Source organism: Dysgonomonas sp. ZJ709 (assembly GCF_011039195.1).
GTDB lineage: Bacteria > Bacteroidota > Bacteroidia > Bacteroidales > Dysgonomonadaceae > Dysgonomonas.
Genome location: NZ_JAAKEM010000002.1, coordinates 212,779 through 237,421, shown reverse-complemented (window position 1 = coordinate 237,421; position 24,643 = coordinate 212,779). Strand labels below are relative to the sequence as shown.

Genomic DNA, 24,643 nt, shown 5'->3' with positions numbered 1-24,643 from the left:
TTCTAATTTATATAACAATTATTTGATAATGAACGTTCAAATTATTTGCCAAACAATATTTTATGACAGATTGTCAGTGAATTTTTAATCTAAAATATATATTGCGTTGAGAATAATTATTTAATAAGACTTTCTTACCTTTGATCTAAAATTAAAAAGGTATAAAGATTATGTCACAGGAAGATTGTCAAAACGAGAGATTCTCGACTCGAATCATTAGCGAAAAGTTCAAGAAACCCGATATACATGGAGCAATCGGCATGCCTATATACCGCAATGCTGCCTTCGAATTTCCCGACTCTGAGAGTATAGCAGCAGCATTTCAGAACAGAGAAGATATTGCATCACATACATATTCGCGCATAACAAACCCATCAGTAGAAAATCTGGAGCGAAAAATACAAGCAGCCTCAGGCGCAGAAAGCGTAATGGCTCTGGCTTCGGGAATGGCTGCAATATCGAATACATTCTTCACTTTAGCATATGCAGGAAGCAATATAGTTACCTCGCCTCACTTATTCGGAAATACGTTTTCGATATTAAAAATCACATTGGCCGAGTTTGATGTAGAGGTTCGTTTTGTAAACACCGACGACATGGAAGAAATAGCCTCTGCTATCGACCAAAATACATGCGCATTTTTTTGCGAACTGATTACCAACCCACATATGGAAGTTGCCAATCTTACCGAGATTTCTAAATTGCTAAAAACCCGCAATATCCCCATGATTGTAGACTCGACCATTATACCTTGGTGTGGCTTCAATGCAAAGGAAGCAGGCGTCGATATTGAGGTGGTTTCGACAACAAAATACATATCAGGTGGTGCAACCAGTATCGGTGGTGCGATCCTAGACTATGGCACTTTCAACTGGGCACATAACCGAAAATTGAATAAGGTTGCAAAGAGTAGCCAAATGTCTAATTTTTCATTCAAATTAAAACGCGAAATAGCACGAAACATCGGAGCATGTATGGATCCCGACACTGCATACCTACAGGCGTTAGGAATGGAGTCATTACAATTACGATTCGAAAGAATGGCTGACTCGGCATACGAATTAGCACAATTTCTTTCCGAACAAGAAGATATACTAAAAGTAAATTATCCGAAACTAAAGAGCTCAGCTTATAAAGAGGTTTCTGACAGCCTATTCTCGACTAATCCGGGAGCTATGCTTACTTTCAGTCTTGAGTCTAAAGATGCATGCTATAAATTCATGGATCAGTTACAAATCATCAGGCGTGCAACCAATTTGTTCGATAACAAAACACTTATAATACATCCCGAATCTACGATATATGGCACATTCTCGCCAGAGATGAAATCGGTTATGGGTATAGAAGACAACTTACTTCGATTGTCTGTGGGCTTAGAAGATGTGAATGATTTGAAAGGGGATATCATTCAAGCATTGAAATCCTTACATTAATTTGTCTTAAATGTAAGGAATGATTACAATACGAACGAAAAAAGTCTTACCTTTGTTCTCCTAAACTGAATAGGAAAAGATACTCATCTCTAAGTAGTTGATTGATATGAAAATACAGATAATAAACGGACCCAATCTGAATTTATTAGGCAAAAGAGAGCCTGATATTTACGGAAATGCTTCTTTTGACACGTACTTCATTCAATTACAACAATTATTTGGTTCAGAATGTGAGTTACATTATTTCCAATCTAATCACGAAGGGGCAATAATAGATAAGATACACGATGTCGGGTTTTCGTATGACGGTATAGTTCTTAATGCAGGTGCGTATACACACACGTCTATTGCCATACACGACGCGATAAAAGCGGTGACAACTCCAACAATAGAGGTACACATATCAAACATACATACACGCGAAGAGTTTCGCCACAAATCGATGATAGCACCAGCTTGCAAAGGTTCTGTAGTCGGATTAGGCTTATTCTCATACGAACTTGCCGTTCGTTATTTCGCAATAAATACTCTAAGCATTTAAAATATATAACTATATACAATTAAACTATTTTACTTTTATGACTAAGAAAAAGACGAAAATTGTTGCTACAATTTCAGACATGCGTTGCGATGTTGATTTTATTCAGTCGTTGTATAATGAAGGAATCAATGTTGTGAGAATGAACTCGGCTCACATGACCGAAGAGGGATTTGTTAAAGTAATAACAAACGTACGTGCGGTATCTAAAACTATTGGTATCATGATGGATACTAAAGGTCCTGAAATACGTACAACTGCAACTACTACAGGTGAAAAAATCGTTGTTAAAACAGGTGACAAATTAAGAGTTATCGGTGACATCAACGTACTATCTGCCGCTGAACAAATTTCTGTGTCATACCCAAGTATAGTAAAAGATGTTTCTGTAGGAAACCTTCTTCTTATTGACGATGGTGAAACAGCACTTAAAGTTATCGAAAAAACTGCTGATGCATTGATCGTTGAAGTACAAAACGATGGTACTATTGGAAGCCGCAAGAGCGTTAACATCCCTGGTGTTAGCATCAACTTGCCTTCAATCACTGAAAAAGATAAAAAATGTATCGAAATTGCTATCAAATATGGCGCAGACTTTATTGCTCACTCATTTGTTAGACATAAAGGTGATGTTCTAGATGTTCAAAAAATTCTTGATGCTCACAATAGCGATATCAAAATCATTGCTAAAATTGAAAACCAAGAAGGTGTTGACAACATCGACGAAATCTACGAATATGCTTATGGCGTAATGGTAGCTCGTGGTGACCTAGGTATTGAAGTTCCACAAGAAAAAATCCCTGGAATCCAGCGCTTACTTATCCGTAAGGCTATAGAATACAAAAAACCGGTTATCGTTGCTACTCAAATGTTGCATACAATGATCGAGAACCCTCGTCCGACTCGTGCCGAAGTTGCCGATATTGCAAATGCAGTATATTACGGAACTGATGCTGTGATGTTGAGTGGAGAAACTGCTTATGGTAAATACCCAATCGAAGCTGTTCGCACAATGGCTCAGGTAGCTGCTGCTGCAGAAGAATCTAAACTGGAAGAGAAAGTAACTCCGGTTCCGTTCAAAGACGAAGAGTATGACACTACTTCATTCTTAGCTAAACAAGCTGTAAAAGCTGCTACTCAACTAGGAATCAGCGCTATTATCACTGATAGCTTCACCGGTCGCACTGCTCGTACTCTAGCTGCTTTCCGTAGCAAGAGCCCGGTATTTGCTATCTGCTGTAAAGAAGAAGTTGCTCGTCAACTATCTGTATGCTATGGTGTACATGCATCTCACCAAGAATCGACAGGTTTCACTACTCACAAGCATAAAGAATATTTCTTGAAAGCTCTTAACCACATGTTAGATCTTAAAGCTATCACTAAACAAGATGATGTTGCTTATCTAAGCGGATCATTTGGTGAAGGTAAAGGAACATCTTTCCTTGAAATCAACAATGTAGGTCGTGTAGTAGATTCTAAAGATGCTTTCGAAGTACCGGTTGATTGACTGTTAAGAATAGAAATTAATCTATAATATTAAATGAGATAATAACAGCTTTGTTATTATCTCATTTGTTTTTATGGAGATTTAAATTGAATCATTAGCTTTGTGAAACATTAAAATGAGTTATGAGTTTAGAACACGATGAGGCAATAGAAAATTACATCCTTTCCCATATAGACGAGGAAGGTGATTTATTGAAACAACTGAACAGAGATGCCCATGTCAATCTGCTTCGACCACGCATGTTATCAGGGCATCTGCAAGGGCGGTTACTAAAAATGTTTTGCCGGCTGATACAACCAAAATATATACTTGAAATAGGTACTTACACCGGCTATGCGACTCTCTGTCTTGCAGAAGGAGCTACCGAAGATGCAGAAATACATACACTAGAGGTAAATGATGAACTGGAAGATTTCATTCTAAAATACTTACATAAAACCAAATTAAAGGATAAAATACATCTGCATATAGGTGATGCTATGGAAATAATACCGACCATCGATTGCACTTTCGATCTGGTATTTATCGATGCTAACAAGCGTACATACATTGAGTATTACGACCTTATCTTTGACAAAGTTCGTTCGGGAGGCTTGATCATAGCAGACAATACGCTTTGGGATGGCAAAGTATTGGAAATAGCGAAGCCTTCGGATAAGCAGACAATCGGTATTCAAAAATTCAATGATATGATAGCAAAAGATAGCCGTGTGGAGAAAGTTATTTTACCCTTGCGAGACGGATTAACACTGATTTGGAAAAAATAATTCTTTCAGAAACTATTTACTGCTTACCTTTGTAAAAAATAAAAACAATGGAATCAACAAGACAACAAAAAATAAACAGACTCATTCAGAAAGAAATGGGTGAAATATTTCTAAAAGATGCCCGCCTGATGCAAGGCATTCTTATATCGGTAAGTGAAGTACGCGTAAGTCCCGATTTAGGCTTGGCGAAAGTCTACCTGAGTATTTTCCCTTCCGAAAAAGGCAAAGAATTGGTAGAAAATATAAAAGCAAACATGAAAGCTGTTCGCTTCGAATTAGGACAACGCCTTGGAAAGCAATTGAGAATAATACCCGAATTGGCTTTCTATCTGGACAATTCACTTGACCATCTTGAAAATATAGACAAATTGTTAGGCACAAATAATAAGTCGGAAGAGTAAATTTGAAACTCTCGTTCTACATAGCCAAGCGTTATCTCTTCTCTAAGAAATCGCATAATGCCATCAATGTCATATCCATGATATCGGTGTGTGGGATTGCTATAGCCACAATGGCACTAGTATGTACACTATCGGTATTCAACGGCTTCACCGATGTAGTAGCGAAATCATTCAGTTCTTTTGACCCCGAACTACAAATCACTCCTGCACAAGGAAAAGTATTCGATTCTACCGACCCTAAAATATTAAAAGTAAAACAACTTGCCGAAATATCTTTGGTATCGGAAGCGTTGGAAGAAAATGCTTTATTGAGATTCGAAGACAGGCAAGATCCAATTCTTTTAAAAGGAGTATCCTCCGAATTCGTAAACCTGGCAGACATAAATAAGCTCATAATAGATGGCGAATTTATATTACGGGAAGGCGACATAGATTACAGTGTAATAGGTGCAGGGCTAGCAATGTATATGGGTACGCGCGCAGGCTTCCTATCCCCTCTGGAAATATACATACCAAAGAGGAACGAAAAAATAAATCTGGCAAATCCATCTACAGCATTTACCCATTCCGAAGTTTATGTTAGCGGTGTTTTCGCTCTCAATCAGGCAAAGTATGATGATCAGATGCTTATCGTATCTATCGACTTGATGCGCGAACTACTCCATTACGACACAGAAGTATCGTCACTGGATATAAAAATAAAAGAAGGTGAATCTCTGGAAAACATTCGTCACAAAATAGAAGGAATATTAGGAAGCGATTATTTGGTGAAAGACCGCTTCGAACAACAAGAAGACCTTTTCCGAATGGTGAATGTAGAGAAATGGGTTACCTTCCTCATTCTTGCCATTATATCTATGATAGCGATATTCAATGTTGTCGGCTCCTTATCTATGTTGATTATAGAAAAAACGGCAGACATCAAGATTCTTCAAAGCATGGGTGCCAATAACAAACTGATAACAAATATATTTTTATTAGAAGGCTGGTTAATAACCTTTATAGGTGGAATAGCCGGACTTGTTATCGGAATCATTATTTGCCTGCTTCAACAATACTTTGGCATTCTGAAACTAGGTGATGCGGGTACATTTGTAATAGATTCATACCCTGTATCGGTGCAAATACTGGATATCCTTCTGATATTCGTAACTGTAAATATTATCGGCTTTCTTGCTGTACTTTATCCGGTAAACAATCTGCGGAAAAATCTGTAAATATTCAAATCAAAGTATCAATTGCCAGAATTCCACATCAATAAGGCGATTGAATTTCTTTCCAGATTCTTTAAAATTCCCGACCAATCTGAAATTAAACTTTTCATGCAGCCGTTGGCTCTCCTCGTTCGGCAAAGAAACTCCACCGATAAGCGAATGTATATTGATTGCCTTTGCTCTCATAATAAGTTCTTTGTATAAAATACTGCCCACACCGCTACCTATCATTTCATGATCGAGATAAACACTCGTCTCTAATGAAATATCATAAGCCGAACGCTCCCTCCAATTATTCAGGTAAGCATAGCCTATCACCTTACCCTCTTTCTCATATACAAAATAAGGGAAACCTTTCCCTTGCACTTTCAGTATACGTTGAGCTATATCCTCTTCGCTTACCAACTTTTCTTCGAAGGTGATAATGGTATCTTTAATATAGTAATTATAGATTTCTGCAATTCTTTTTGCATCGTCAAGTTGTACTTCTCTTATCATTTTAACCAACCATTATTTTAAGATTTTCGAAGTGTAAATATATTCAGTTTTTCTTTAATTAAACGTGAGTTAGATATTAAATCATTAGAATATGAGTTGTGAGTATCGACCTATCTTTCGCCTATTCTGTCATCCCGATACGCAGTGAGGAATCTCAACTGCTCCTTGTTATAGAAAAACAGATTCCTCACTGCGTATCGGGATGACAAATTCGAATGAAGTTTTTATTCCTCCTTTTCTTATATCGAATTCACGTTTAATTAAATAAAATCTGAATGTAATACCTGTCGATATAGCCGTGATTTAGCGTAACACTTATCAAAAGAAATAGGAATCTGCAACCTTAAGATCCATATACGTTACCCAATATTCATAATTTTAGTGTATTTTCGTGTAATCAAATCAATCTCAATCAGAAGATGATAATTAAAGACGCTAAATTTCTAATAAGCAATACCGATTATAAACTTTGCCCGCAAGATGGCAGAGCAGAATATGCTTTTATCGGACGTTCCAATGTAGGTAAATCCTCTTTGATCAATATGATCACCAATCGCAACGGACTGGCGATGACATCGTCGAAGCCCGGAAAAACCCAATTGATAAACCATTTTATCATAAACGATGAATGGTATTTGGTCGATCTGCCCGGATATGGATATGCCCAACGAGGAAAAGACGGACGTGAACAGATACGTAAAATCATTGAAAGTTATATATTAAACAGAGAAGATCTTACGTGCCTTTTCCTCCTACTCGACTGTAGGCACGAACCTCAAAAAGTAGATATGGATTTCATGAACTGGCTAGGAGAACTAGGTGTGCCGTTTTCGATCATATTCACTAAGATCGACAAGATCAGCAAAAGCCGCCTAAAAGAAAATATTGCTGCATATACCGACAAACTAAAGGAAACATGGGAAGAACTGCCTCCTATATTCTACACATCAGCCGAAGCGAGAGTAGGTGCAGATGAAATACTCAACTATATAGATCAGATTAATAAGGATTTACAATCAAAATGAAAAAACAAGACGAAATAAACCCTGAATATATGCTCAAGGCCATAAAATGGGCAGAAAAAAGTGTAACCAAAGGTGGTGGCCCTTTTGGAGCGGTTATCGTAAAAAATGGAGAGATTATAGCACAAGGTCACAACTGCGTAACGTTACATAACGATCCGACGGCACATGCCGAAGTCACCACAATACGTAAAGCTTGCAAAAAGCTGAATACTTTTGATTTAGCTGGCTGCGAAATATATACATCTTGCGAACCATGCCCCATGTGTCTTGCTGCAATCTATTGGGCACGAATGGATAAGATATATTACGGATGTACAAAAGATGATGCTAAGAATATAGGCTTCGACGACTCGTTCATCTATGAGCAGATAGATTTGAAACCAGAGGATAGGAGTATTCCTGCAAAGCAAATTCTTCACGACAAAGCAATAGTCGCTTTTCAAAAATGGGAAGAGAAAGAGGATAAAATAGAATATTGAAAAATACAACCCAGATATATTATTATACCTAAATCTGAGTACAATGCTAGTACCAAAAATCAGAATCACAGAGACTAACAATGCAAGCCTGATAACAGAGGCGCTGGATGCAGTATCGTTAAATGCAATAGGCTCTGTCAATTGGGAGAGTCAATATCCCTACAAACCCGATGTTTCGTTTAAGATTGCCCATAATGGAGATTATCTATTCCTTCAATATTTTGTTGAGGAAAATGAAATATTAGCAAAGACAACCAAAGACAATGGCCCTGTCTGGACAGATTCGTGTGTCGAATTCTTCATTTCCTTCGGAGAGTCTCCCTATTATTACAATGCCGAATTTTCGTGTATAGGTAAAGCCTTGTTTGGCTACCGCAAAGACAGAAAAGATTCCGTATATGGTGATTTTGACACAATGTCATCTATAAAACGATATCCAAGTCTGGGAACCGACAATTTCGAAAGAAAAGAAGGCAATTTCAAATGGAATCTACTTCTTGTTATGCCCACTTCCGTTTTTTGGAAAGACGACATTAAATCATTTAATGGAGTAAAAGCTCGCGCCAATCTCTACAAATGCGGAGATGATTTGTCTAAACCTCATTTTCTTTCATGGAACCCTATAAATAACGAGAATCCTAATTTTCATTTACCTAACTTCTTCGGATTTTTAGACTTTGAAGATTAATATAACGAATCCACACAAGTATCAGTAAATCAATACCATATATTGCGCTAATTTTGTGTTAAAAAATCTTTCGTTATATGTTTTTTTTCTTATCTTTGCGCCAATTCAGAGTTTTAAGATAGTATTAAGATGCTCTTAATTTTCTGTTAAATATGGATATATTTAATTTTTTATGAAAAATAATCTATTCGATAGGTTTAAACCTAAAGAAACTAAGTTCTTTCCACTTCTTAGTGAGATGACGGAAGTTATAAGTGCAGCTTCCGACCTGATCGTTGAATGCGTTCAAACAGCAGCAGACCATAATTCTGCAGTAGAGTACTACAAAAAAATAAAAGAGCAGGAACGCCGTGGTGATCAAATTCAAAACCAAATTTTTGAAGAGTTGAACAACACATTCATCACTCCATTCGACCGAGAAGACATCAACAACCTCTCTTCTAAAATGGACGATGTGACCGATCTTATCAATAGCTGTGCCAAACGCATCATGCTATACAGCCCGAAAACAATGCCCGAAAGCGCAGTTCGTTTAGCTTTATTGGTTAAAGAATCGGCAGCTTGTCTTAATCTGGCAATCAAAGAGCTGGACGTTCTAAAGAAAAGTCCTGCAAAAATTAAAGAATACTGCGCACAATTAGATGTGATAGAAACAAAGGCTGACGACGTATACGAGCATTTCTTAATAGACTTGTTCGAAAACGAAACAAACGCCATAGAAGTTATCAAACTAAAAGATATCCTTCACGAATTGGAACGCGCAACCGATGCAGCCGAAACTGTAGGTAAAATAATCAAAACAATTATTGTTAAGTACACATAACTAAAAAAAGAAATGACCCTACTTATAATAATTATTGTATTAGCCATTGTTTTCGACTTTATCAACGGATTCCACGATGCAGCTAACTCAATAGCCACTGTGGTATCCACAAAGGTACTGACACCTACACAAGCCGTTATCTGGGCGGCATTTTTCAATTTCGTTGCATTTTTTATCGCTAAATATATTATTGGTGGTTTTGGTATTGCCGATACTGTATCCAAAGTGGTAAATATGGGAGTGGTCGCAAACCCTTCTCATGTTATCATAGCCGGACTAGTCGCTGCCATTACATGGAATCTTGTAACCTGGTGGCTAGGCATCCCTTCCTCATCATCGCACACCCTTATCGGTGGTTTTGCAGGCGCAGGTATTGCAGGCGCAGGCTTCCATGCGGTGCACGCAGGAGTAATCGGTGTGATAGCACTATTTATCGTTGTAGCACCACTTATCGGTATGGTGGGAGGTAATATCATTACACTCATCACCCTTCATTTTGCCCAAAAGGCAAAACCGGGAAAAGCCGACCGGTGGTTCAAGAATCTCCAACTCATATCATCCGCATTGCTTAGCATAGGGCATGGACTGAACGACTCACAAAAGGTAATGGGTATCATCGCCGCCGCCTTGATAGCATTTACACAAACAAATCCGGAGGTTCACGAATGGCTGCGTATGTCATCCATGGACGACATGCACGACTGGGTTCCGATAGCCTGTTTTACGGCTATTGCAATAGGAACGATGTGTGGTGGATGGAAGATTATGAAAACTATGGGTAACCGTATTACGAAAATCACTCCTATCGAAGGCTTCTGTGCCCAAACGGCAGGATCATTAACCCTCTTTATTACTGAGATACTACACGTACCGGTAAGTACTACACATGTTATAACAGGTAGTATAATCGGAGTAGGGTCGGTAAAACGCCTTTCGGCTGTTCGCTGGGGTGTAACAAAAGACCTTTTGATTGCATGGATACTAACAATACCCGTTAGTGCAGTTATGGCAATGCTTTGCTATTATGCACTAGGAATATTTATTGTAGATTAAAATATTACCAGACAAATAGATACAAAAGAGGATAACCTTAAGCGGTTACCCTCTTTTTTCATTTAACACCTAACATTTTCCAGATTAAAATATTGCTTTATTCATTGAAAAACAATATCTTTGCACCGCTTTTAATTAAGCAATTATGTTTAACCCTTTAAAATTACTGATCAGATCAGGTATCAGATCCTTATTAGATGATTGAATCAGAAATATTGAAACACGTACAACCACTTGCAGATTTTGATTGGGATTCGTACGAAAAAGGTGACACTTATTCAGATAAGAGTCAAGAAGAATTAGAAAAAACCTACGACCAGTCGTTAAGTAAAATCAACGACAAAGAAGTGGTAATGGGTAAGGTAACATCGATGAACAAACGTGAAGTTGTTATCAACATCGGTTACAAATCGGATGGTGTTATTTCACTAAACGAATTCCGTTACAACCCTGATCTTAAAATTGGTGACGAAGTAGAGGTATACATCGAAAGCCAAGAAGACAAAAAAGGACAACTTGTTCTTTCTCACAAGAAAGCACGCGCTTCTCGTTCTTGGGAACGTGTTAACGCAGCTCTTGATAATGATGAAATTATTAAAGGTTACATCAAATGCCGTACTAAAGGTGGTATGATTGTTGACGTATTTGGTATCGAGGCGTTCTTGCCGGGTTCTCAAATCGACGTTAAACCAATCCGCGACTACGACGTATTTGTTGGTAAAACAATGGAATTCAAAGTTGTTAAGATCAATCACGAATTCAAAAACGTTGTTGTTTCTCACAAAGCTCTTATCGAAGCTGAACTGGAACAACAAAAGAAAGATATTATTTCGAAATTGGAAAAAGGTCAAGTGCTTGAAGGAACTGTTAAAAACATCACATCATATGGTGTATTTATCGACCTTGGTGGCGTAGATGGTCTTATTCATATTACTGACCTATCTTGGGGACGTGTACAACATCCTGAAGAAGTGGTTAAATTGGATGAGAAAATCAACGTTGTTATCCTTGACTTCGACGATGATAAAAAACGTATCGCTCTCGGCTTGAAACAATTGACTCCACACCCTTGGGATGCACTAGATGCTAATCTTAAGGTAGGTGACAAAGTTAAAGGTAGAGTAGTGGTAATGGCTGACTATGGTGCATTTATCGAAATTGCTACCGGAGTAGAAGGTCTTATCCACGTATCTGAAATGAGCTGGGCTCAACATCTACGCAGCGCACAAGACTTTATGAAAGTTGGTGACGAAGTAGAAGCTGTAGTTCTTACACTCGATCGCGAAGAGCGCAAAATGTCTCTTGGTATCAAACAATTGAAACCAGATCCATGGGAAAATATCGAAGTGAAATATCCGGTTGGAAGCAAGCATACTGCAAAAGTTCGCAACTTCACTAACTTCGGTGTATTTGCTGAAATAGAAGAAGGTGTTGACGGACTAATCCATATCTCTGACCTTTCTTGGACTAAGAAAATCAAACACCCTAGCGAGATGACTCAAATAGGTGCTGATATCGATGTTCAAGTGCTAGAAATCGACAAAGACAACCGTCGTTTGAGCCTAGGTCACAAACAACTTGAAGAAAACCCTTGGGATGTATTCGAAACTATCTTTACAGTAGGTTCAGTACACGAAGGAACAGTTGTAGAAATGGTAGACAAAGGTGCTGTAATCTCTCTTCCATACGGTGTTGAAGGTTTTGCGACTCCAAAACATTTAGTGAAAGAAGACGGATCACAAGCTAAAATCGAAGAAAAACTAGATTTCAAAGTAATCGAATTCAACAAAGACTCTAAGAGAATTATCGTTTCTCACAGTCGCGTATTCGAAGACGAAAGACCAGAAGCTAAAGAAGCTGCTGCTGAAAAGAAAGCTAGAAAATCAGCGAAGAAAGACAAAGAAGAAGTAACAACAACTTCATCATCTAACAATGTAGAAAAAACTACATTAGGAGATATCGAAGAGCTTGCTGCTTTGAAAGAAAAACTTGCTGGAAACGAGAATAAGTAATAATCTTATCCTTATATATTGAAAAGGAGACATCTGTTAGATGTCTCCTTTTTTTTGTAACTACCTTTTATCTACTCTCAAAATAGAAGGTATATAAAACAAAAAGCGAAAAGCCTAATATGGCTTCCCGCTCTTCTTGTCTATATCTACTCGACGTTAAAAATTATTGCTCATAAATTGTATTCCATTCTTTTCTGCTTCGGCATATTTTTTCTTATCAAAAGAATATAATATGGGAGATTTATGAGGACCAATCTTCCGGGTCTCATTTAAAGGTTCAATAAGCCCGACTGATAATACCTTACGCTGAAAATTCCTACGGTCAATTGCTTTACCTAATATCGTCTCATAGATAACCCTCAACTCAGGCATTGTAAACTTCTCCGGCAACAATTTATAGCCAATAGGAATATAACCTATATGCATACGCACAGTCTCAATCGCTTTGCGAATAATTTTATTATGATCTGCGTACAATTCAGGTAATGAGTCTAGCATAAACCAGTCAAATATCTCATCATCATTCTCTTTCGACTTCATTGGCTTAATTTGATCAAACTGCACCAATGCATAATAACCAACACTCATGAAACGCTGAAGGTACCAAGGAGTTTCAACACCCTCAATATTAAATTCCTTCAACACATGGTCATTACTATCGGCTCTATCCTTTCTCCCGAAAAGATAAAATTGTCTGGGAGAAACACCCCTTATTCCTGTTCTTTTGTATAAAGTCCGCTGTGCAGATTTATCGACATCCTCGTCAATAGCAATGAGACTACCCGGAAGCATCCATTGATCATTTATTTTCAATTTTCTCAATAATACTTTAAGACCTCCTGAGTGAAATCCTAAAATAACACACTCGACTGATACACTTGGCATATATAACGCCACACCCTCCCCTGATATTCCGGAGGGCAACATATCCTTTTTCATAAGCATTTAATCGTTATTGCAATTCCTTAACTTAGTTTTCGTTTGTATTTGCGTTTTTCTTGTCTAAATAATAAATTTTGTATTCAGATTTTTCCTTTTCTGTCTTCAAACTATCCAACTGTTGCATCATCATAGACAATCTATATGACCTCGTAACAGCATTTTTCACTGGTTGTGATAAAGTATATGAGCTCTTATTTTTCCCTTCTAGTATTAGCGTTAAAGGCTTATCTGTATTCTCAAAGATGAATTTAGCTACGCCATTGTCATCTTCTCCTGCAAATCTAATAATTTCAAATTGTTTTCCAAGGTTTGAAAAGCGATAATTTAGTCCGTCATCATTAACAGGACGTGATTCTGCCGATAATCCATCTTTTGCAGACACTTTTATCTTATTATGCTTTTGACCACTTCCAATAAAAACACTTTCCAGATACATCTGCCCATCTTCACCGACACCCGAACGTAAGGTTGTAAATGTTAATGGTCCGCTCGTCGCACTTTCTTTCGGAACATAAAATCCTTTTTCTTGATATTCTTTATTCCGCTGATAAACAAATAATTTTTTCAACGAATCTAATTTTGGCTCATGTAAGGCAATTAATGAATCACAAATCGCTATGGTATGGGTATCCTGTCCTCGTCTAACACTATCCAACAACGCCAGACTAGCTCTTATTTGATCGAAAGCTTTCGGATATAAAGTCTTGATACTGTCAATTTCTGATTTTGCCTGATCATACCTCCCTTCATTATATAATTGTCGGGCATTATCTAACAACAATTGCGCTCCATCTGTTTTTGATGAACACGCCACAATAACAAAGCAGAAAAACAAAGCCAAAGCTTTAAAACACCTTCCCATACGAGTTGATTAAATTAGATAAAAAATAGTAATAAAATAACGGAAATCGTTCTTTTGTTTGTAATTTTGCAATACAAATAAAATAATTTTTTTCGACTAAAGTGGCTTTTTAAGAGTTTATTTGCATCAAAGTCACTATTACGCAAGAATTAAAAGTTATTTTCACTAACAGATTTAAGAATGCATATTGAACACGAGGATTTAAAAAAGAAATTCTCCGGTAAAATATTTGAAATTATATCCGAAACAGCAGACGAAATGAACCTCGAATGCTATGCAATTGGAGGGTATGTACGGGATATATTTCTACACCGCCCATCAAAAGATATTGATATCGTAACCGTAGGACGAGGGATTGACCTTGCAGCAGCAATTACAAAAAAGCTCGGCAAAAAGGCTTTTCTATCCGTTTTCAAAACTTTCGGTACAGCACAAATAAAATACAAAGACCTCGAAATAGAATTTGTAGGTGCACGCAAAGAATCTTACCAAAGAGATTCCCGTAAACCAATTGTTGAAGATGGGACATTAGAAGACGATCAGAATCGCCGCGATTTTACAATCAATGCGCTGGCTGTATGTCTTAACAAAAAACGATTTGGTGAACTGCTCGACCCCTTCAATGGACTTGAAGATATGGAGAACCTTACCATAAAAACTCCACTCGATCCCGATATAACATTTAGCGACGATCCATTGCGTATAATGAGAGCTATCCGCTTCTCGTCCCAACTCGGATTCGATATTGAGGCTGATACGTTCGACGCTATTACGAGAAACAGAGAACGCATAGAGATAATTTCGAAGGAGCGAATCATTGATGAGTTAAATAAGATAATTCTCTCTCCAAAGCCTTCTATCGGATTCAGGCAACTTGATATAACAGGAATATTACCCATTATATTTCCCGAACTTGTTGCGCTCAAAGGAGCTGAAACAAAAGATGGTATAGGACATAAAGATAATTTCTATCATACACTTGCCGTATTAGATAATATCTCTCTAAAAACAGACAACCTCTGGCTTCGTTGGGCGGCTATACTACACGATATAGCTAAACCTGCGACCAAACGTTGGGATAATAAATTGGGATGGACATTTCATAATCATAATTTCATCGGTGAGAAAATGATTCCGAACATCTTTAAGCGGCTCAAATTACCACTGAATGAGAAAATGAAATACGTTCAGAAGATGGTGACGTTACACATGCGCCCTCAAGTGCTGGTAGACGAGGATATATCGGACTCTGCCGTACGCCGTCTTTTATTTGAAGCAGGTGATGACATTGATGATTTAATGACCCTCTGTGAAGCCGACATAACATCAAAGAACCCTGAACGTGTACGCCGTTATCTTCGAAACTTTGAGATCGTTCGCCAAAAGTTGAAAGACATTGAAGAGAAAGATAATGTTCGGAATTTCCAGCCACCGATCGATGGCGAGGAGATTATGCAAATATTCGGTTTAACACCATGTGCCGAAGTTGGGCGGCTAAAATCATCGATCAAAGATGCTATCTTAGATGGCGTTATCACAAACGATTATGAATCGGCATACCAACACCTGATAGCGAAAGCGAAAAAGATAGGATTAACACCCATAAAAACAGATAAAAGATGAGTACAGTATCAATTATAGTAGCAGCAGACGAAAACAACGCGATAGGAAAAGACAATAATCTACTTTGCTATCTGCCTAACGATCTGAAATATTTCAAGTCGATTACAGACGGACATTCCATTATCATGGGACGAAAAACATTCGAATCGTTACCTAAAGGAGCTTTACCGAACAGAAGAAATATTGTAATTACACAAAACAAAAGTTTGCAGTTCGAAAATTGTGAAATGTGCTCTTCGGTGGACGAAGCGATTAATTTATGCAAAAATGAAGATGAAATCTTTTTCATCGGAGGAGGTTCTATCTACAATATTGCCATCGATTTCGCTGATTCATTATACCTCACTCGCATACACCACCGATTCGAAGGAGCAGACACTTTTTTCCCTTCAATAAACGATGACCAATGGAAAGAAACCTCAAGGGAATACCATAAGGCCGACGAGAAGAATAAATATGACCATAGTTTTATTAAGTTTCAGAAAATTAAACGTTAATATACTTGTTTATTTTAAATAATCCCCCTACATTTGCAACCCGAATTTGAACGAAGAAATAATAACGAAAATAATATATAGCGATGAAAAGAACTTTTCAACCATCAAACAGAAAGAGAAAAAATAAGCACGGATTTCGCTCAAGAATGGCTACTGCTAACGGACGTAGAGTGCTTGCGTCTCGTAGAGCTAAAGGAAGATCTAAACTTTCTGTTTCTGACGAATACAGCAAATAATAGTCTGTAAAAGATATTTTGCTTTTGCAAACAAAGTAAGAATTAGTATTAATTCTTACTTTTGTTGTTTATGGATGTTTCGTTTATAAATTAGTTGATATGAATTGGTTTGATCTTGTTATAATAATTCTGGTTGCTGCAACCCTTATCAAGGGATTCACTTCGGGATTCGTTATGCAGGCCGCATCGCTGGCAGGATTAATACTTGGAGCCATATTTGCGGGAAAATTGTCGGGTTATATAGCACCTAAGATTATCAGCTTGACAGATGGATCACCGCACGTTATCGGTCCAATATCGTACGTCGTAGCCTTCCTTCTGATTATTACCTCATTAATATTACTGGGGAAAGCTGTTCAATCGGCTGTAAAAGCAATGGAAATGAATGCCCTGAATAGAATTGCAGGGGCCATATTTTGTTGTGCTAAATGGCTTATAGCAGTAAGTATATTAGTCAATCTAATTTCGGAGATAGACCAAAGCAACCTCATAATAAAAGAGGATGTGTATGAGAAATCTCACACCTACCCTCTTGTAAAACGAGTTGCGCCACTGGCGATACCCTATCTTAATTTCGATTGGATCACTCAGTGATAGCGATATATTCTTTTATTGCTTTTGTCAGATCGGCTTTTGAAATCAGCCCGACAATGCGATCTATCTCCTTGCCATCTTTATAAACAATAATTGCAGGAATCCCTTGAATCTGTTTATCAATGGCAAATTTCTTATAATTATCCACATTCAATTTCGCAATCTTGGCAGTGCCCTTAAACTCGTCTGCAACTTCTTCGAGTATCGGATTCATCTTGCGACAAGGACCGCACCATGGAGCCCAGAAATCAACCAAAACGACACCTTTAGCAGTCTCACTCTCATAGCTTGCTGCCGACAAGGTTACAATAGCAGAATCCTTTTTTTCTTCACGAGCCGATCGCCCAAACACATTAGCACTATCTAACAGGCTAAGTGACAAAAGAACCACAGCCAGAACAGAGAATAATATTTTATTTTTCATTCATTTAGTTTATTGAAGGTCCGTGACCTATTTATTATTATATGAACCGCAAATATAACCATAAGTTCATTTGCCCATACACCCCTATTAGATTTATATGAATATTTGACATATATTAAATCTTACATTGAACAAAAACAAGTATTTTTGTATATATAAAACTGTGATATAGCCTGTAAAATATGAGCCAAGAACCGATGAAATTAGATCTGGATAAAGTCCTGCAAAGCAAGGCTCCTAAAATCTATAACAAAATACCTCGTTTCGCGATCAACTACCTGAAAAGGAAAGTGCATGTGGATGAGTTGAATGAAATTCTGACCATATATGCAGATAAAAAGGGTGTCGATTTTATGGAATCCGTTGTCGGCTACTTTAACTTAACACTTGATGTGGATGGACTCGACAGCATACCAACAGATGGCAGATATATTTTTGTCTCCAACCATCCTTTAGGCGGCTTAGATGGCATCTGTCTTTCAGCTATTATTGGCAAAAAGTATGACAAGAAAATCAAGTATGTGGTTAATGATATTCTGTATTACATCCGAAACCTACAACCTATTTTCCTACCAATCAACAAACATGGTACACAGGCAAAACAGGTAGCAAAAGAAACGAACGAGGCCTTCGATTCGGACAACCAGATAATCACTTTTCCGGCAGGGCTGTGTTCGAGAAAACAAAATGGAAGAATATATGACCTCGAATGGAAAAAAAACTTCATACAAAAGGCTATAGAATCGAAAAGAGACATAGTTCCTGTCTACTTTAGAGGGCTTAATTCAAATTTCTTTTATAGATTTGCAAATGCTAGAAAACGTCTGGGTATAAAATTTAATATCGAAATGGTTTTATTACCCGACGAAATGTTCAAGAATAAAAATAAAACCTTCTCTATTACTTTCGGACAACCCATTCCTTACTCCACTTTCGATCACTCGAAAAGTGCGCAACAATGGGCTGAATATGTAAAAGAGACTGCTTATAAACTGGGAGAATCAAATAAATAATCAATGGACGCAGCTATTATTCCACCCATCGATAGGGATTTATTAAAAGCCGAACTTTCCAGAGATAAATTCTTGCGAAAGACCAACAAGGCTCATAATGAAATCTACATTATCACTCATCATAATTCACCGAATGTGATGCAGGAAATCGGACGATTACGCGAGATTGCTTTCAGATATTACGGCGGAGGCACAGGCAAACCCGTAGACCTCGACGAGTACGACATAATGGACAATCCCTACAAGCAATTAATCGTATGGAACCCCGAAGCTGAAGAAATAATTGGAGGCTATCGTTTTATTTGCGGTCCGGATATTCGTTTTGATAAAAATGGTGAGCCGATTTTAGCCACATCCCATCTTTTCCATTTCTCTAAAAAGTTTGTAGACGAATATCTTCCATATACATTCGAACTCGGACGCTCGTTTGTTACACTTGAATATCAATCTACATTGGCCGGATCGAAAGGCATATTTGCCCTTGACAATCTTTGGGACGGATTAGGAGCGTTGTCTGTTGCCGACCCATCTATGAAATATTTCTTCGGTAAGGTAACCATGTACGATACCTACAATACACAAGCCCGAGACATGATCTTATACTTCATGAACTTATATTTCCCCGATATGGAGAAATTGGTTTGGCCCAAACATGCACTTCATATCACTTCGGATAAAAGGAAATTGAGCAGGATGTTTACAGGCGAATCATTTAAGGCTGATTATCGATTATTGAATACCTCTGTCCGTAAATTCGGACTGAATATACCACCTCTTGTAAATGCCTATATGAGCCTGTCGCCACAGATGAAAGTATTTGGAACAGCTGTCAACGAAACTTTTGGCAATGTGGAAGAAACAGGTATCCTTATCAACAAGGATGAAATATTGGAGGATAAAAAGAAAAGACATATCGAATCGTATCTACGGGACAAACCTTCGAAACGCTTCTTAGGGCGGCTACGCCAAATGATAAACTGGAGCTGGAGATCTAAATAATAATATTATGAAAGTTTATTACGAGTCTCCCGTGGGCATACTTGAGATCGAGGATGATTATGGTCACATCACAGCCCTTCGTTTTGTTGAAAAAGCTCTTGATGCAGCACAGCCAATCACCGAAACACTAGCTGAAGCGATAAAGCAATTAGATGAATATTTCGCAGGAAAAAGACTTGATTTCGATCTGCCACTTATGCAGGAAGGAACAGATTTTCAACAAAAAGCATGGGAGTATCTTTGCAGTATACCTTATGGCGAAACTGTATCTTACAAAGAACAAGCCCAAGCAATAGGATCACCCAAAGGCTTTAGAGCCGTAGGGTCAGCCAACGGAAAGAATAATATCGCCATCATAGTACCTTGCCACCGTGTGGTGAACGAAGGCAAAGGATTGGGCGGATATGCCTATGGCCTCGATGCTAAACGCCAATTACTCGCCTTAGAACAGCGTTATAAAAAGAAATAATAAATGAACTTATCTCAATATCAAGTAATACTTGCGTCGAACTCTCCCCGCAGGAAGGAATTACTTTCGGGTTTAGACATCAACTACACAATCAAGATTCTACCCGATATAGATGAATCATATCCCGATAATATAAAGAAAAAAGATGTTGCTATCTATATAGCCAAAGAGAAAGCGAACGCTTACTTCGATTGCCTGGAAGATAATACCGTTCTTATTACCGCTGATACAATCGTTCTACTTGATGGGAAAGTATATGGAAAACCCATAGATGAAGAAGAGGCTAAGCAAATGCTTCGTGAGCTATCGGGCAAAACTCATCAGGTAATAACAGGGGTTTGCATCACGACAAAAGAGAAACAGCATGCTTTTGGCGTATCCTCAGAGGTCAGATTCGCCCACATCGAAGAATCGGAGATAGAGTATTACGTAACTAAATATAAGCCCTTAGACAAAGCCGGAGCGTACGGTGTGCAAGAGTGGATAGGCTATATCGCTGTGGAATATATTTCGGGCTCTTATTTTAATATAATGGGGTTACCTGTACAACGGTTGTATCAGGAGTTGAAGAAATGGTAGAGAAGACAAAAAACGAATACTATGAAAATTGCGAAATACATACAACCTTTTATTTACTTTATTATTGCACTGTTCTTAATAGAGCTTTTCCAGCCTTTTATATCCTCCGTTTTTATTAAAGCTATATGCGATAACCTAAAACTGGATTCTTGGGTTATTAAGATCGGCTTCCCTGCACTTATAGTAGCCACCTTTTATCTTTACGGAGAAAAAATAAAAAATTATAAATGGGTCTCTTTATATTATTTACTTATTGGTCTGATTTACTTGCTATACAGGTTCGATATAATATCTCATTCTGATTGGGCATTTTCCTCTTACTGTTGGGTAATTAATTTTTTTGACGTATTCTTTACAATAACCTTTATAGGTTTCACATATATAATTTGTTATAAAAAAGAAAAGAAGAAGGAGACAAATGAGAAGCAAAGTAGCACACACAGTCCTATTAAAGAATGCTCTAAAGATAAACTACAATACAAAAATGATATAGTAAACAACCTATTGCCTACCCTCCTAGATAAAGAAGAAAATAAAAAGCTCTATCAAGAAGAAGCCCTTACTGTCAGCCTGCGTGGTAACTGGGGGGCGGGTAAAACATCGTACTTAAATCTGATAGACGAACAAATAAACAAAGATTCAAAGTTTTATGGAAGGGCAATTATAGTCAAGTTCAACCCTTGGTTTAGTTCCGACACGAAACAAATAATGCAAGATTTCTTGGATACATTGAGAGAAGGGCTAAAAGATAAATTAGATCATTATACACTACAAACATCGATAAACAAATACGCACAGGCATTAGCAAAAGGAAACTTCGGTACTGCATCTAAACTCTTATCTCTTTTGCCGCTAGGCGGGGATGAATCTATCGAAAAAAGATTTAGCGAGGTCAGCAATAATATAGCTAAGCTCCCAGTTCCGCTAATGATCTTTATAGACGATATAGACCGATTGGATGCAAAAGAAATACAATATGTTTTGCAGTTGGTAAGGAATAGTGCAAACTTTAAAAACACCATATTCATTGTTCCTTATGATGAAGAATATATTGTAAAAACACTTGATACTAATTTATGGAACCCCCAAGAGTATTTACAGAAAATATTTACCCTGTCTTACTCTTTACCTATTATACCTTGGGTAGAATATGTAAAAATGGCTACAACAGACATTGCCAAGCAACTCTCTATTGAAGCAATTAGCAAGGAATATGAATGCATAAAATCATTTATTAAAGACATAAAAAAACGGCTTACGCTGCGCACATTAAGAAAAATAACCGAAAATATAAATTTCCATGACTCTTTTGTTAAAGATGATGGTGGCAATTATAACATATATTTGTACGATTTACTACTTATAGAATACTTAAACATTCTGGATAAGAATATATATACAAATTTACCTCAAGAGGATGGAATACTTTGGTTTAATGGTTCTCATTATAGTCTCAATAACCGTAATATAGAAGCAATATCAAAAAATATAGTGAATAACGAATCCAATCTGACTGTGCATCCTAACGATGAATTCATCGTCAAATCTATTAAACCTATTTGCTTAAATACAGCAAAAATCAATACTAGCTTTCATATATTGGAGTTATTATTTAATAAAAAAGGAAGTGATATATACTCATTGGGAAATCCTGTTGTACTTAATACTTATTTCGCAAAAATAAAAGGAGAAAAAATTATTACACAAAAAGAGTTTAGTGAAGGTATCAAGATGTCAGAAGATGAATTGAAGAACCAATTCTTAAAATGGTATGATCGTAATAAAACAATATTGAAAGACTTATTAAACAGCGTTGAATTTAAAACAAAGGAAGAAGGGCTGAAATTAATAAATGCATCATCTGTATTAAAACAAGAAAGGGGGCACTATTATTTAGTTATACCAGGAGTAAATTCGCTATACAAACATGAATCTGAAACCGATATATATAAATTACACACCACTACATTCAAAACTTTTCTAGATGGTTATGCTAATAAAGATATAGATACACTCAAATGCAAAAATGAAATATTACAGAGACTTAAAGAAGACCACTTTAGTCCTCTTAAATATATTTTTAGTAACAATTCTCAAGATTCAGAAAAAAAGTACAACGAACTTTACATTTCTTATCTACAAGAATATCTAAAACTTCAAAAGGATTTCGCCGATTTCGAAACCAGCTTCATAGCTAACTTAGATCAGTTATATCATAAAAACGAAGCTCAAGTATTAATCAAAGAATATCTAAAAATACATTTTAGAAGCCTTGTAAATCAGGTACAAACCACTGAAGAGTTAAGCTACAATTTTTATTTTAATAAATTATTTGATGAGGCATCAAATAAAAAAAGTAACTGGAAAGACAACTACAAAAAGTTCCTCGACCAATTTGATAAAGAAGTGAAAAATCAGCCTTGGTTTCAGCGCCATCTTGAAGCCATAGGATTCAAAACAACTACCTAATGCTAGAAACAACAAAAAAGGAGCTATTCACACGAATAGCTCCTTTTATAAATATCACTAGGAAGACTAATTAATTAGTCGATAAAATCTACAGTTTCTTCACCGATCATTTTGCGAAGCGTATTTTTTAACTTCACATATTGGATAAACAAGTCGTGTTCTGCAATCTTAGCAGGCTCATGCATAGGGCTTTTGAAATAGAAAGACAACCAGTCTTGTATTCCACTCATACCTGCACGTTTAGCCAAATCAGAGAACAACACAAGGTCAAGACATAAAGGAGCAGCTAGAATAGAATCCTTACAAAGGAAATCTACTTTCAATTGCATTTTGTAACCCAACCATCCGAAAAGGTCGATATTATCCCATCCTTCTTTATCATCTTTGCGAGGTGGATAGTAATTGATACGAACTTTGTGGTATACATTACCGTAAAGTTCAGGATACAATTCAGGTTGAAGAATATTATCGATAACAGACAGTTTCGATTCTTCTTTTGTTTTGAATGAACCCGGATCGTCAAGAACTTCGCCGTCGCGGTTACCAAGAATATTTGTAGAGAACCATCCTTCAAGACCCAACATACGAGTTTTCAACATCGGAGACAATACTGTCTTCAACATTGTTTGACCTGTTTTAAAGTCTTTTCCGCAAATTGGAGTTTGAGTCTTAGCAGCTAATTCCCACATTGCAGGAATATCAACTGTCAGGTTAGGAGCACCATTGATATAAGGTATACCCATAGACACTGCTGCATAAGCATAAACGTTTGAAGGAGCTATATCTTTATGATTTTCCTTCATTCCTTTTTCTAAAGAAGCAAGTGTTTTGTGAACTTCACCCAGTGGAGTGAATACTTCGGTACTACCGCACCAGATAACCACGATACGATCGCAATTATTTTGTTTTTTGAAGTCTTCGATGTCTTGTTTTACTTGTTCCATCAAGTCCCATTTAGTAGGAGCCGATTTCACCCAAGTACCGTGCAAACGTTTAACAAATTCCTGATCAAATACAGCTTTCATCGGTTTGATAGCTATCATTTCATCTTTCACCTTGTCCAGGTCTTCATTCGTTAAAACATCAGCATGTTTTGCAGCCTCGTATGCATTATCTTCAAAGATATCCCATCCTCCGAATACTACATCATTAAGATCTGCCAAAGGCACCGCATCTTTAATTTTAGGGAAGCGGTTTTCTTCTCTTTTCCCTAAACGCATTGTAGCCAATTGAGTAATTGACCCTACAGGAACACCTTGTCCTTTACGTGTTAACAACGTTCCTGCCATAAATGTAGTCGAAACTGCACCTACGCCAACAGTAAGAATACCAAGTTTTCCCTTGGCTTCTTTCACTTGTACTTTTCCCATTTTTTATAAAAATTTTAAGTTATACCGCAACCCGCGGCTTACATTAAATTCTGTTATTCCAACGAATAACATATAATAGAATAGCATCAAATATATCCTCACTACCATTTTATTATCCCAACCCGATA

The 24,643-nt window shown here is 37.2% G+C and carries 26 protein-coding genes; 21 read left to right on the top strand and 5 right to left on the bottom strand.

The window, feature by feature from the left end:
• Nucleotides 1-170: 170 nt before the first annotated feature.
• The 6 genes from G7Y56_RS03250 (at nt 171) to G7Y56_RS03225 (ending at nt 5,863) form a co-directional block, all read left to right on the top strand.
• Entirely contained in the window at nt 171-1,433 is a 1,263-nt protein-coding gene (locus G7Y56_RS03250) for a PLP-dependent transferase (RefSeq protein WP_165041043.1), read from the top strand.
• 106 nt (nt 1,434-1,539) lie between these two features.
• Entirely contained in the window at nt 1,540-1,974 is a 435-nt protein-coding gene (aroQ, locus tag G7Y56_RS03245; RefSeq protein WP_165041041.1) for a type II 3-dehydroquinate dehydratase, read from the top strand.
• Nucleotides 1,975-2,011: 37 nt separating this feature from the next.
• The gene (gene pyk / locus G7Y56_RS03240; RefSeq protein ID WP_165023719.1) at nt 2,012-3,478 is read left to right on the top strand and encodes a pyruvate kinase; all 1,467 of its coding nucleotides are present in this window, start codon (nt 2,012-2,014) and stop codon (nt 3,476-3,478) included.
• A gap of 122 nt (nt 3,479-3,600) precedes the next feature.
• A complete protein-coding gene (locus G7Y56_RS03235; protein ID WP_165041039.1) occupies nt 3,601-4,245 on the top strand; it encodes an O-methyltransferase in 645 nt (214 codons plus the stop codon).
• 47 nt (nt 4,246-4,292) lie between these two features.
• A complete protein-coding gene (rbfA, locus tag G7Y56_RS03230) occupies nt 4,293-4,646 on the top strand; it encodes a 30S ribosome-binding factor RbfA (RefSeq protein WP_165041036.1) in 354 nt (117 codons plus the stop codon).
• Between the two features lie 2 nt (nt 4,647-4,648).
• Nucleotides 4,649-5,863 carry an FtsX-like permease family protein gene (locus G7Y56_RS03225; RefSeq protein ID WP_165041034.1) on the top strand — a complete coding sequence of 405 codons (1,215 nt, stop codon included), beginning with the start codon at nt 4,649-4,651 and terminating at the stop codon, nt 5,861-5,863.
• A gap of 9 nt (nt 5,864-5,872) precedes the next feature.
• On the opposite strand, the gene G7Y56_RS03220 is transcribed toward G7Y56_RS03225, so the two are convergent.
• Complete coding sequence (locus G7Y56_RS03220; RefSeq protein WP_165041032.1) at nt 5,873-6,358, bottom strand: GNAT family N-acetyltransferase; 486 nt, start codon at nt 6,356-6,358, stop codon at nt 5,873-5,875.
• Between the two features lie 419 nt (nt 6,359-6,777).
• Between G7Y56_RS03220 and yihA the strand changes: the two genes are divergently transcribed.
• The 6 genes from yihA (at nt 6,778) to rpsA (ending at nt 12,438) form a co-directional block, all read left to right on the top strand.
• Nucleotides 6,778-7,383: a ribosome biogenesis GTP-binding protein YihA/YsxC gene (gene yihA, locus G7Y56_RS03215; protein ID WP_165023733.1), complete on the top strand. Its 606-nt coding sequence runs from the start codon at nt 6,778-6,780 to the stop codon at nt 7,381-7,383.
• A 29-nt stretch (nt 7,384-7,412) separates the two neighbouring features.
• A complete protein-coding gene (locus G7Y56_RS03210) occupies nt 7,413-7,862 on the top strand; it encodes a nucleoside deaminase (RefSeq protein ID WP_165041088.1) in 450 nt (149 codons plus the stop codon).
• 43 nt (nt 7,863-7,905) lie between these two features.
• Nucleotides 7,906-8,550, top strand: a complete 645-nt coding sequence (locus G7Y56_RS03205; protein WP_165041030.1) for a carbohydrate-binding family 9-like protein — start codon at nt 7,906-7,908, stop codon at nt 8,548-8,550.
• 172 nt (nt 8,551-8,722) lie between these two features.
• Nucleotides 8,723-9,373, top strand: a complete 651-nt coding sequence (locus G7Y56_RS03200) for a DUF47 domain-containing protein (protein WP_165023739.1) — start codon at nt 8,723-8,725, stop codon at nt 9,371-9,373.
• A 12-nt stretch (nt 9,374-9,385) separates the two neighbouring features.
• Nucleotides 9,386-10,426 carry an inorganic phosphate transporter gene (locus G7Y56_RS03195; RefSeq protein WP_165023742.1) on the top strand — a complete coding sequence of 347 codons (1,041 nt, stop codon included), beginning with the start codon at nt 9,386-9,388 and terminating at the stop codon, nt 10,424-10,426.
• A gap of 197 nt (nt 10,427-10,623) precedes the next feature.
• The gene (gene rpsA / locus G7Y56_RS03190; RefSeq protein WP_165023744.1) at nt 10,624-12,438 is read left to right on the top strand and encodes a 30S ribosomal protein S1; all 1,815 of its coding nucleotides are present in this window, start codon (nt 10,624-10,626) and stop codon (nt 12,436-12,438) included.
• Nucleotides 12,439-12,594: 156 nt separating this feature from the next.
• Here rpsA and G7Y56_RS03185 read toward each other — a convergent pair whose 3' ends face one another.
• Together G7Y56_RS03185 and G7Y56_RS03180 are read right to left on the bottom strand one after the other, a co-directional pair.
• Complete coding sequence (locus tag G7Y56_RS03185; protein ID WP_165041028.1) at nt 12,595-13,377, bottom strand: NUDIX hydrolase; 783 nt, start codon at nt 13,375-13,377, stop codon at nt 12,595-12,597.
• Nucleotides 13,378-13,408: 31 nt separating this feature from the next.
• On the bottom strand, nt 13,409-14,242 hold the full coding sequence (locus tag G7Y56_RS03180) for a hypothetical protein (RefSeq protein ID WP_165041026.1): 834 nt from the start codon (nt 14,240-14,242) through the stop codon (nt 13,409-13,411).
• A 180-nt stretch (nt 14,243-14,422) separates the two neighbouring features.
• On the opposite strand from G7Y56_RS03180, the gene G7Y56_RS03175 reads away from it, so the two are divergent.
• The 4 genes from G7Y56_RS03175 (at nt 14,423) to G7Y56_RS03160 (ending at nt 17,192) form a co-directional block, all read left to right on the top strand.
• A complete protein-coding gene (locus tag G7Y56_RS03175; protein ID WP_165041024.1) occupies nt 14,423-15,865 on the top strand; it encodes a CCA tRNA nucleotidyltransferase in 1,443 nt (480 codons plus the stop codon).
• A complete protein-coding gene (locus G7Y56_RS03170; RefSeq protein WP_165041022.1) occupies nt 15,862-16,362 on the top strand; it encodes a dihydrofolate reductase in 501 nt (166 codons plus the stop codon). Before G7Y56_RS03175 ends, G7Y56_RS03170 begins: the two co-directional genes overlap by 4 nt.
• A gap of 83 nt (nt 16,363-16,445) precedes the next feature.
• Nucleotides 16,446-16,598 (top strand): 50S ribosomal protein L34, encoded by a 153-nt coding sequence (gene rpmH, locus G7Y56_RS03165; RefSeq protein ID WP_165023758.1) that lies wholly within the window; start codon nt 16,446-16,448, stop codon nt 16,596-16,598.
• A gap of 99 nt (nt 16,599-16,697) precedes the next feature.
• Nucleotides 16,698-17,192, top strand: a complete 495-nt coding sequence (locus tag G7Y56_RS03160) for a CvpA family protein (protein ID WP_165023761.1) — start codon at nt 16,698-16,700, stop codon at nt 17,190-17,192.
• On the opposite strand, the gene trxA is transcribed toward G7Y56_RS03160, so the two are convergent.
• On the bottom strand, nt 17,182-17,616 hold the full coding sequence (trxA, locus tag G7Y56_RS03155; RefSeq protein WP_165041020.1) for a thioredoxin: 435 nt from the start codon (nt 17,614-17,616) through the stop codon (nt 17,182-17,184). The two genes, G7Y56_RS03160 and trxA, sit on opposite strands and share 11 nt — an antisense overlap.
• A 182-nt stretch (nt 17,617-17,798) precedes the next feature.
• On the opposite strand from trxA, the gene G7Y56_RS03150 reads away from it, so the two are divergent.
• Genes G7Y56_RS03150 through G7Y56_RS03130 form a run of 5 tightly spaced genes read left to right on the top strand, consistent with a single transcriptional unit; the run spans nt 17,799 to nt 23,145 of the window.
• A complete protein-coding gene (locus G7Y56_RS03150; RefSeq protein ID WP_165041018.1) occupies nt 17,799-18,629 on the top strand; it encodes a 1-acyl-sn-glycerol-3-phosphate acyltransferase in 831 nt (276 codons plus the stop codon).
• 3 nt (nt 18,630-18,632) lie between these two features.
• Nucleotides 18,633-19,628 carry a GNAT family N-acetyltransferase gene (locus G7Y56_RS03145; protein ID WP_165041016.1) on the top strand — a complete coding sequence of 332 codons (996 nt, stop codon included), beginning with the start codon at nt 18,633-18,635 and terminating at the stop codon, nt 19,626-19,628.
• A gap of 7 nt (nt 19,629-19,635) precedes the next feature.
• On the top strand, nt 19,636-20,097 hold the full coding sequence (locus G7Y56_RS03140; RefSeq protein WP_165023773.1) for a methylated-DNA--[protein]-cysteine S-methyltransferase: 462 nt from the start codon (nt 19,636-19,638) through the stop codon (nt 20,095-20,097).
• Nucleotides 20,098-20,100: 3 nt separating this feature from the next.
• Nucleotides 20,101-20,676 (top strand): Maf-like protein, encoded by a 576-nt coding sequence (locus G7Y56_RS03135; protein ID WP_165041014.1) that lies wholly within the window; start codon nt 20,101-20,103, stop codon nt 20,674-20,676.
• 21 nt (nt 20,677-20,697) lie between these two features.
• Nucleotides 20,698-23,145, top strand: coding sequence for a P-loop NTPase fold protein (locus G7Y56_RS03130; protein ID WP_165041012.1), 2,448 nt, complete (start codon nt 20,698-20,700; stop codon nt 23,143-23,145).
• Between the two features lie 74 nt (nt 23,146-23,219).
• On the opposite strand, the gene G7Y56_RS03125 is transcribed toward G7Y56_RS03130, so the two are convergent.
• Entirely contained in the window at nt 23,220-24,515 is a 1,296-nt protein-coding gene (locus G7Y56_RS03125; RefSeq protein ID WP_165023779.1) for an inositol-3-phosphate synthase, read from the bottom strand.
• Nucleotides 24,516-24,643: the final 128 nt, after the last annotated feature.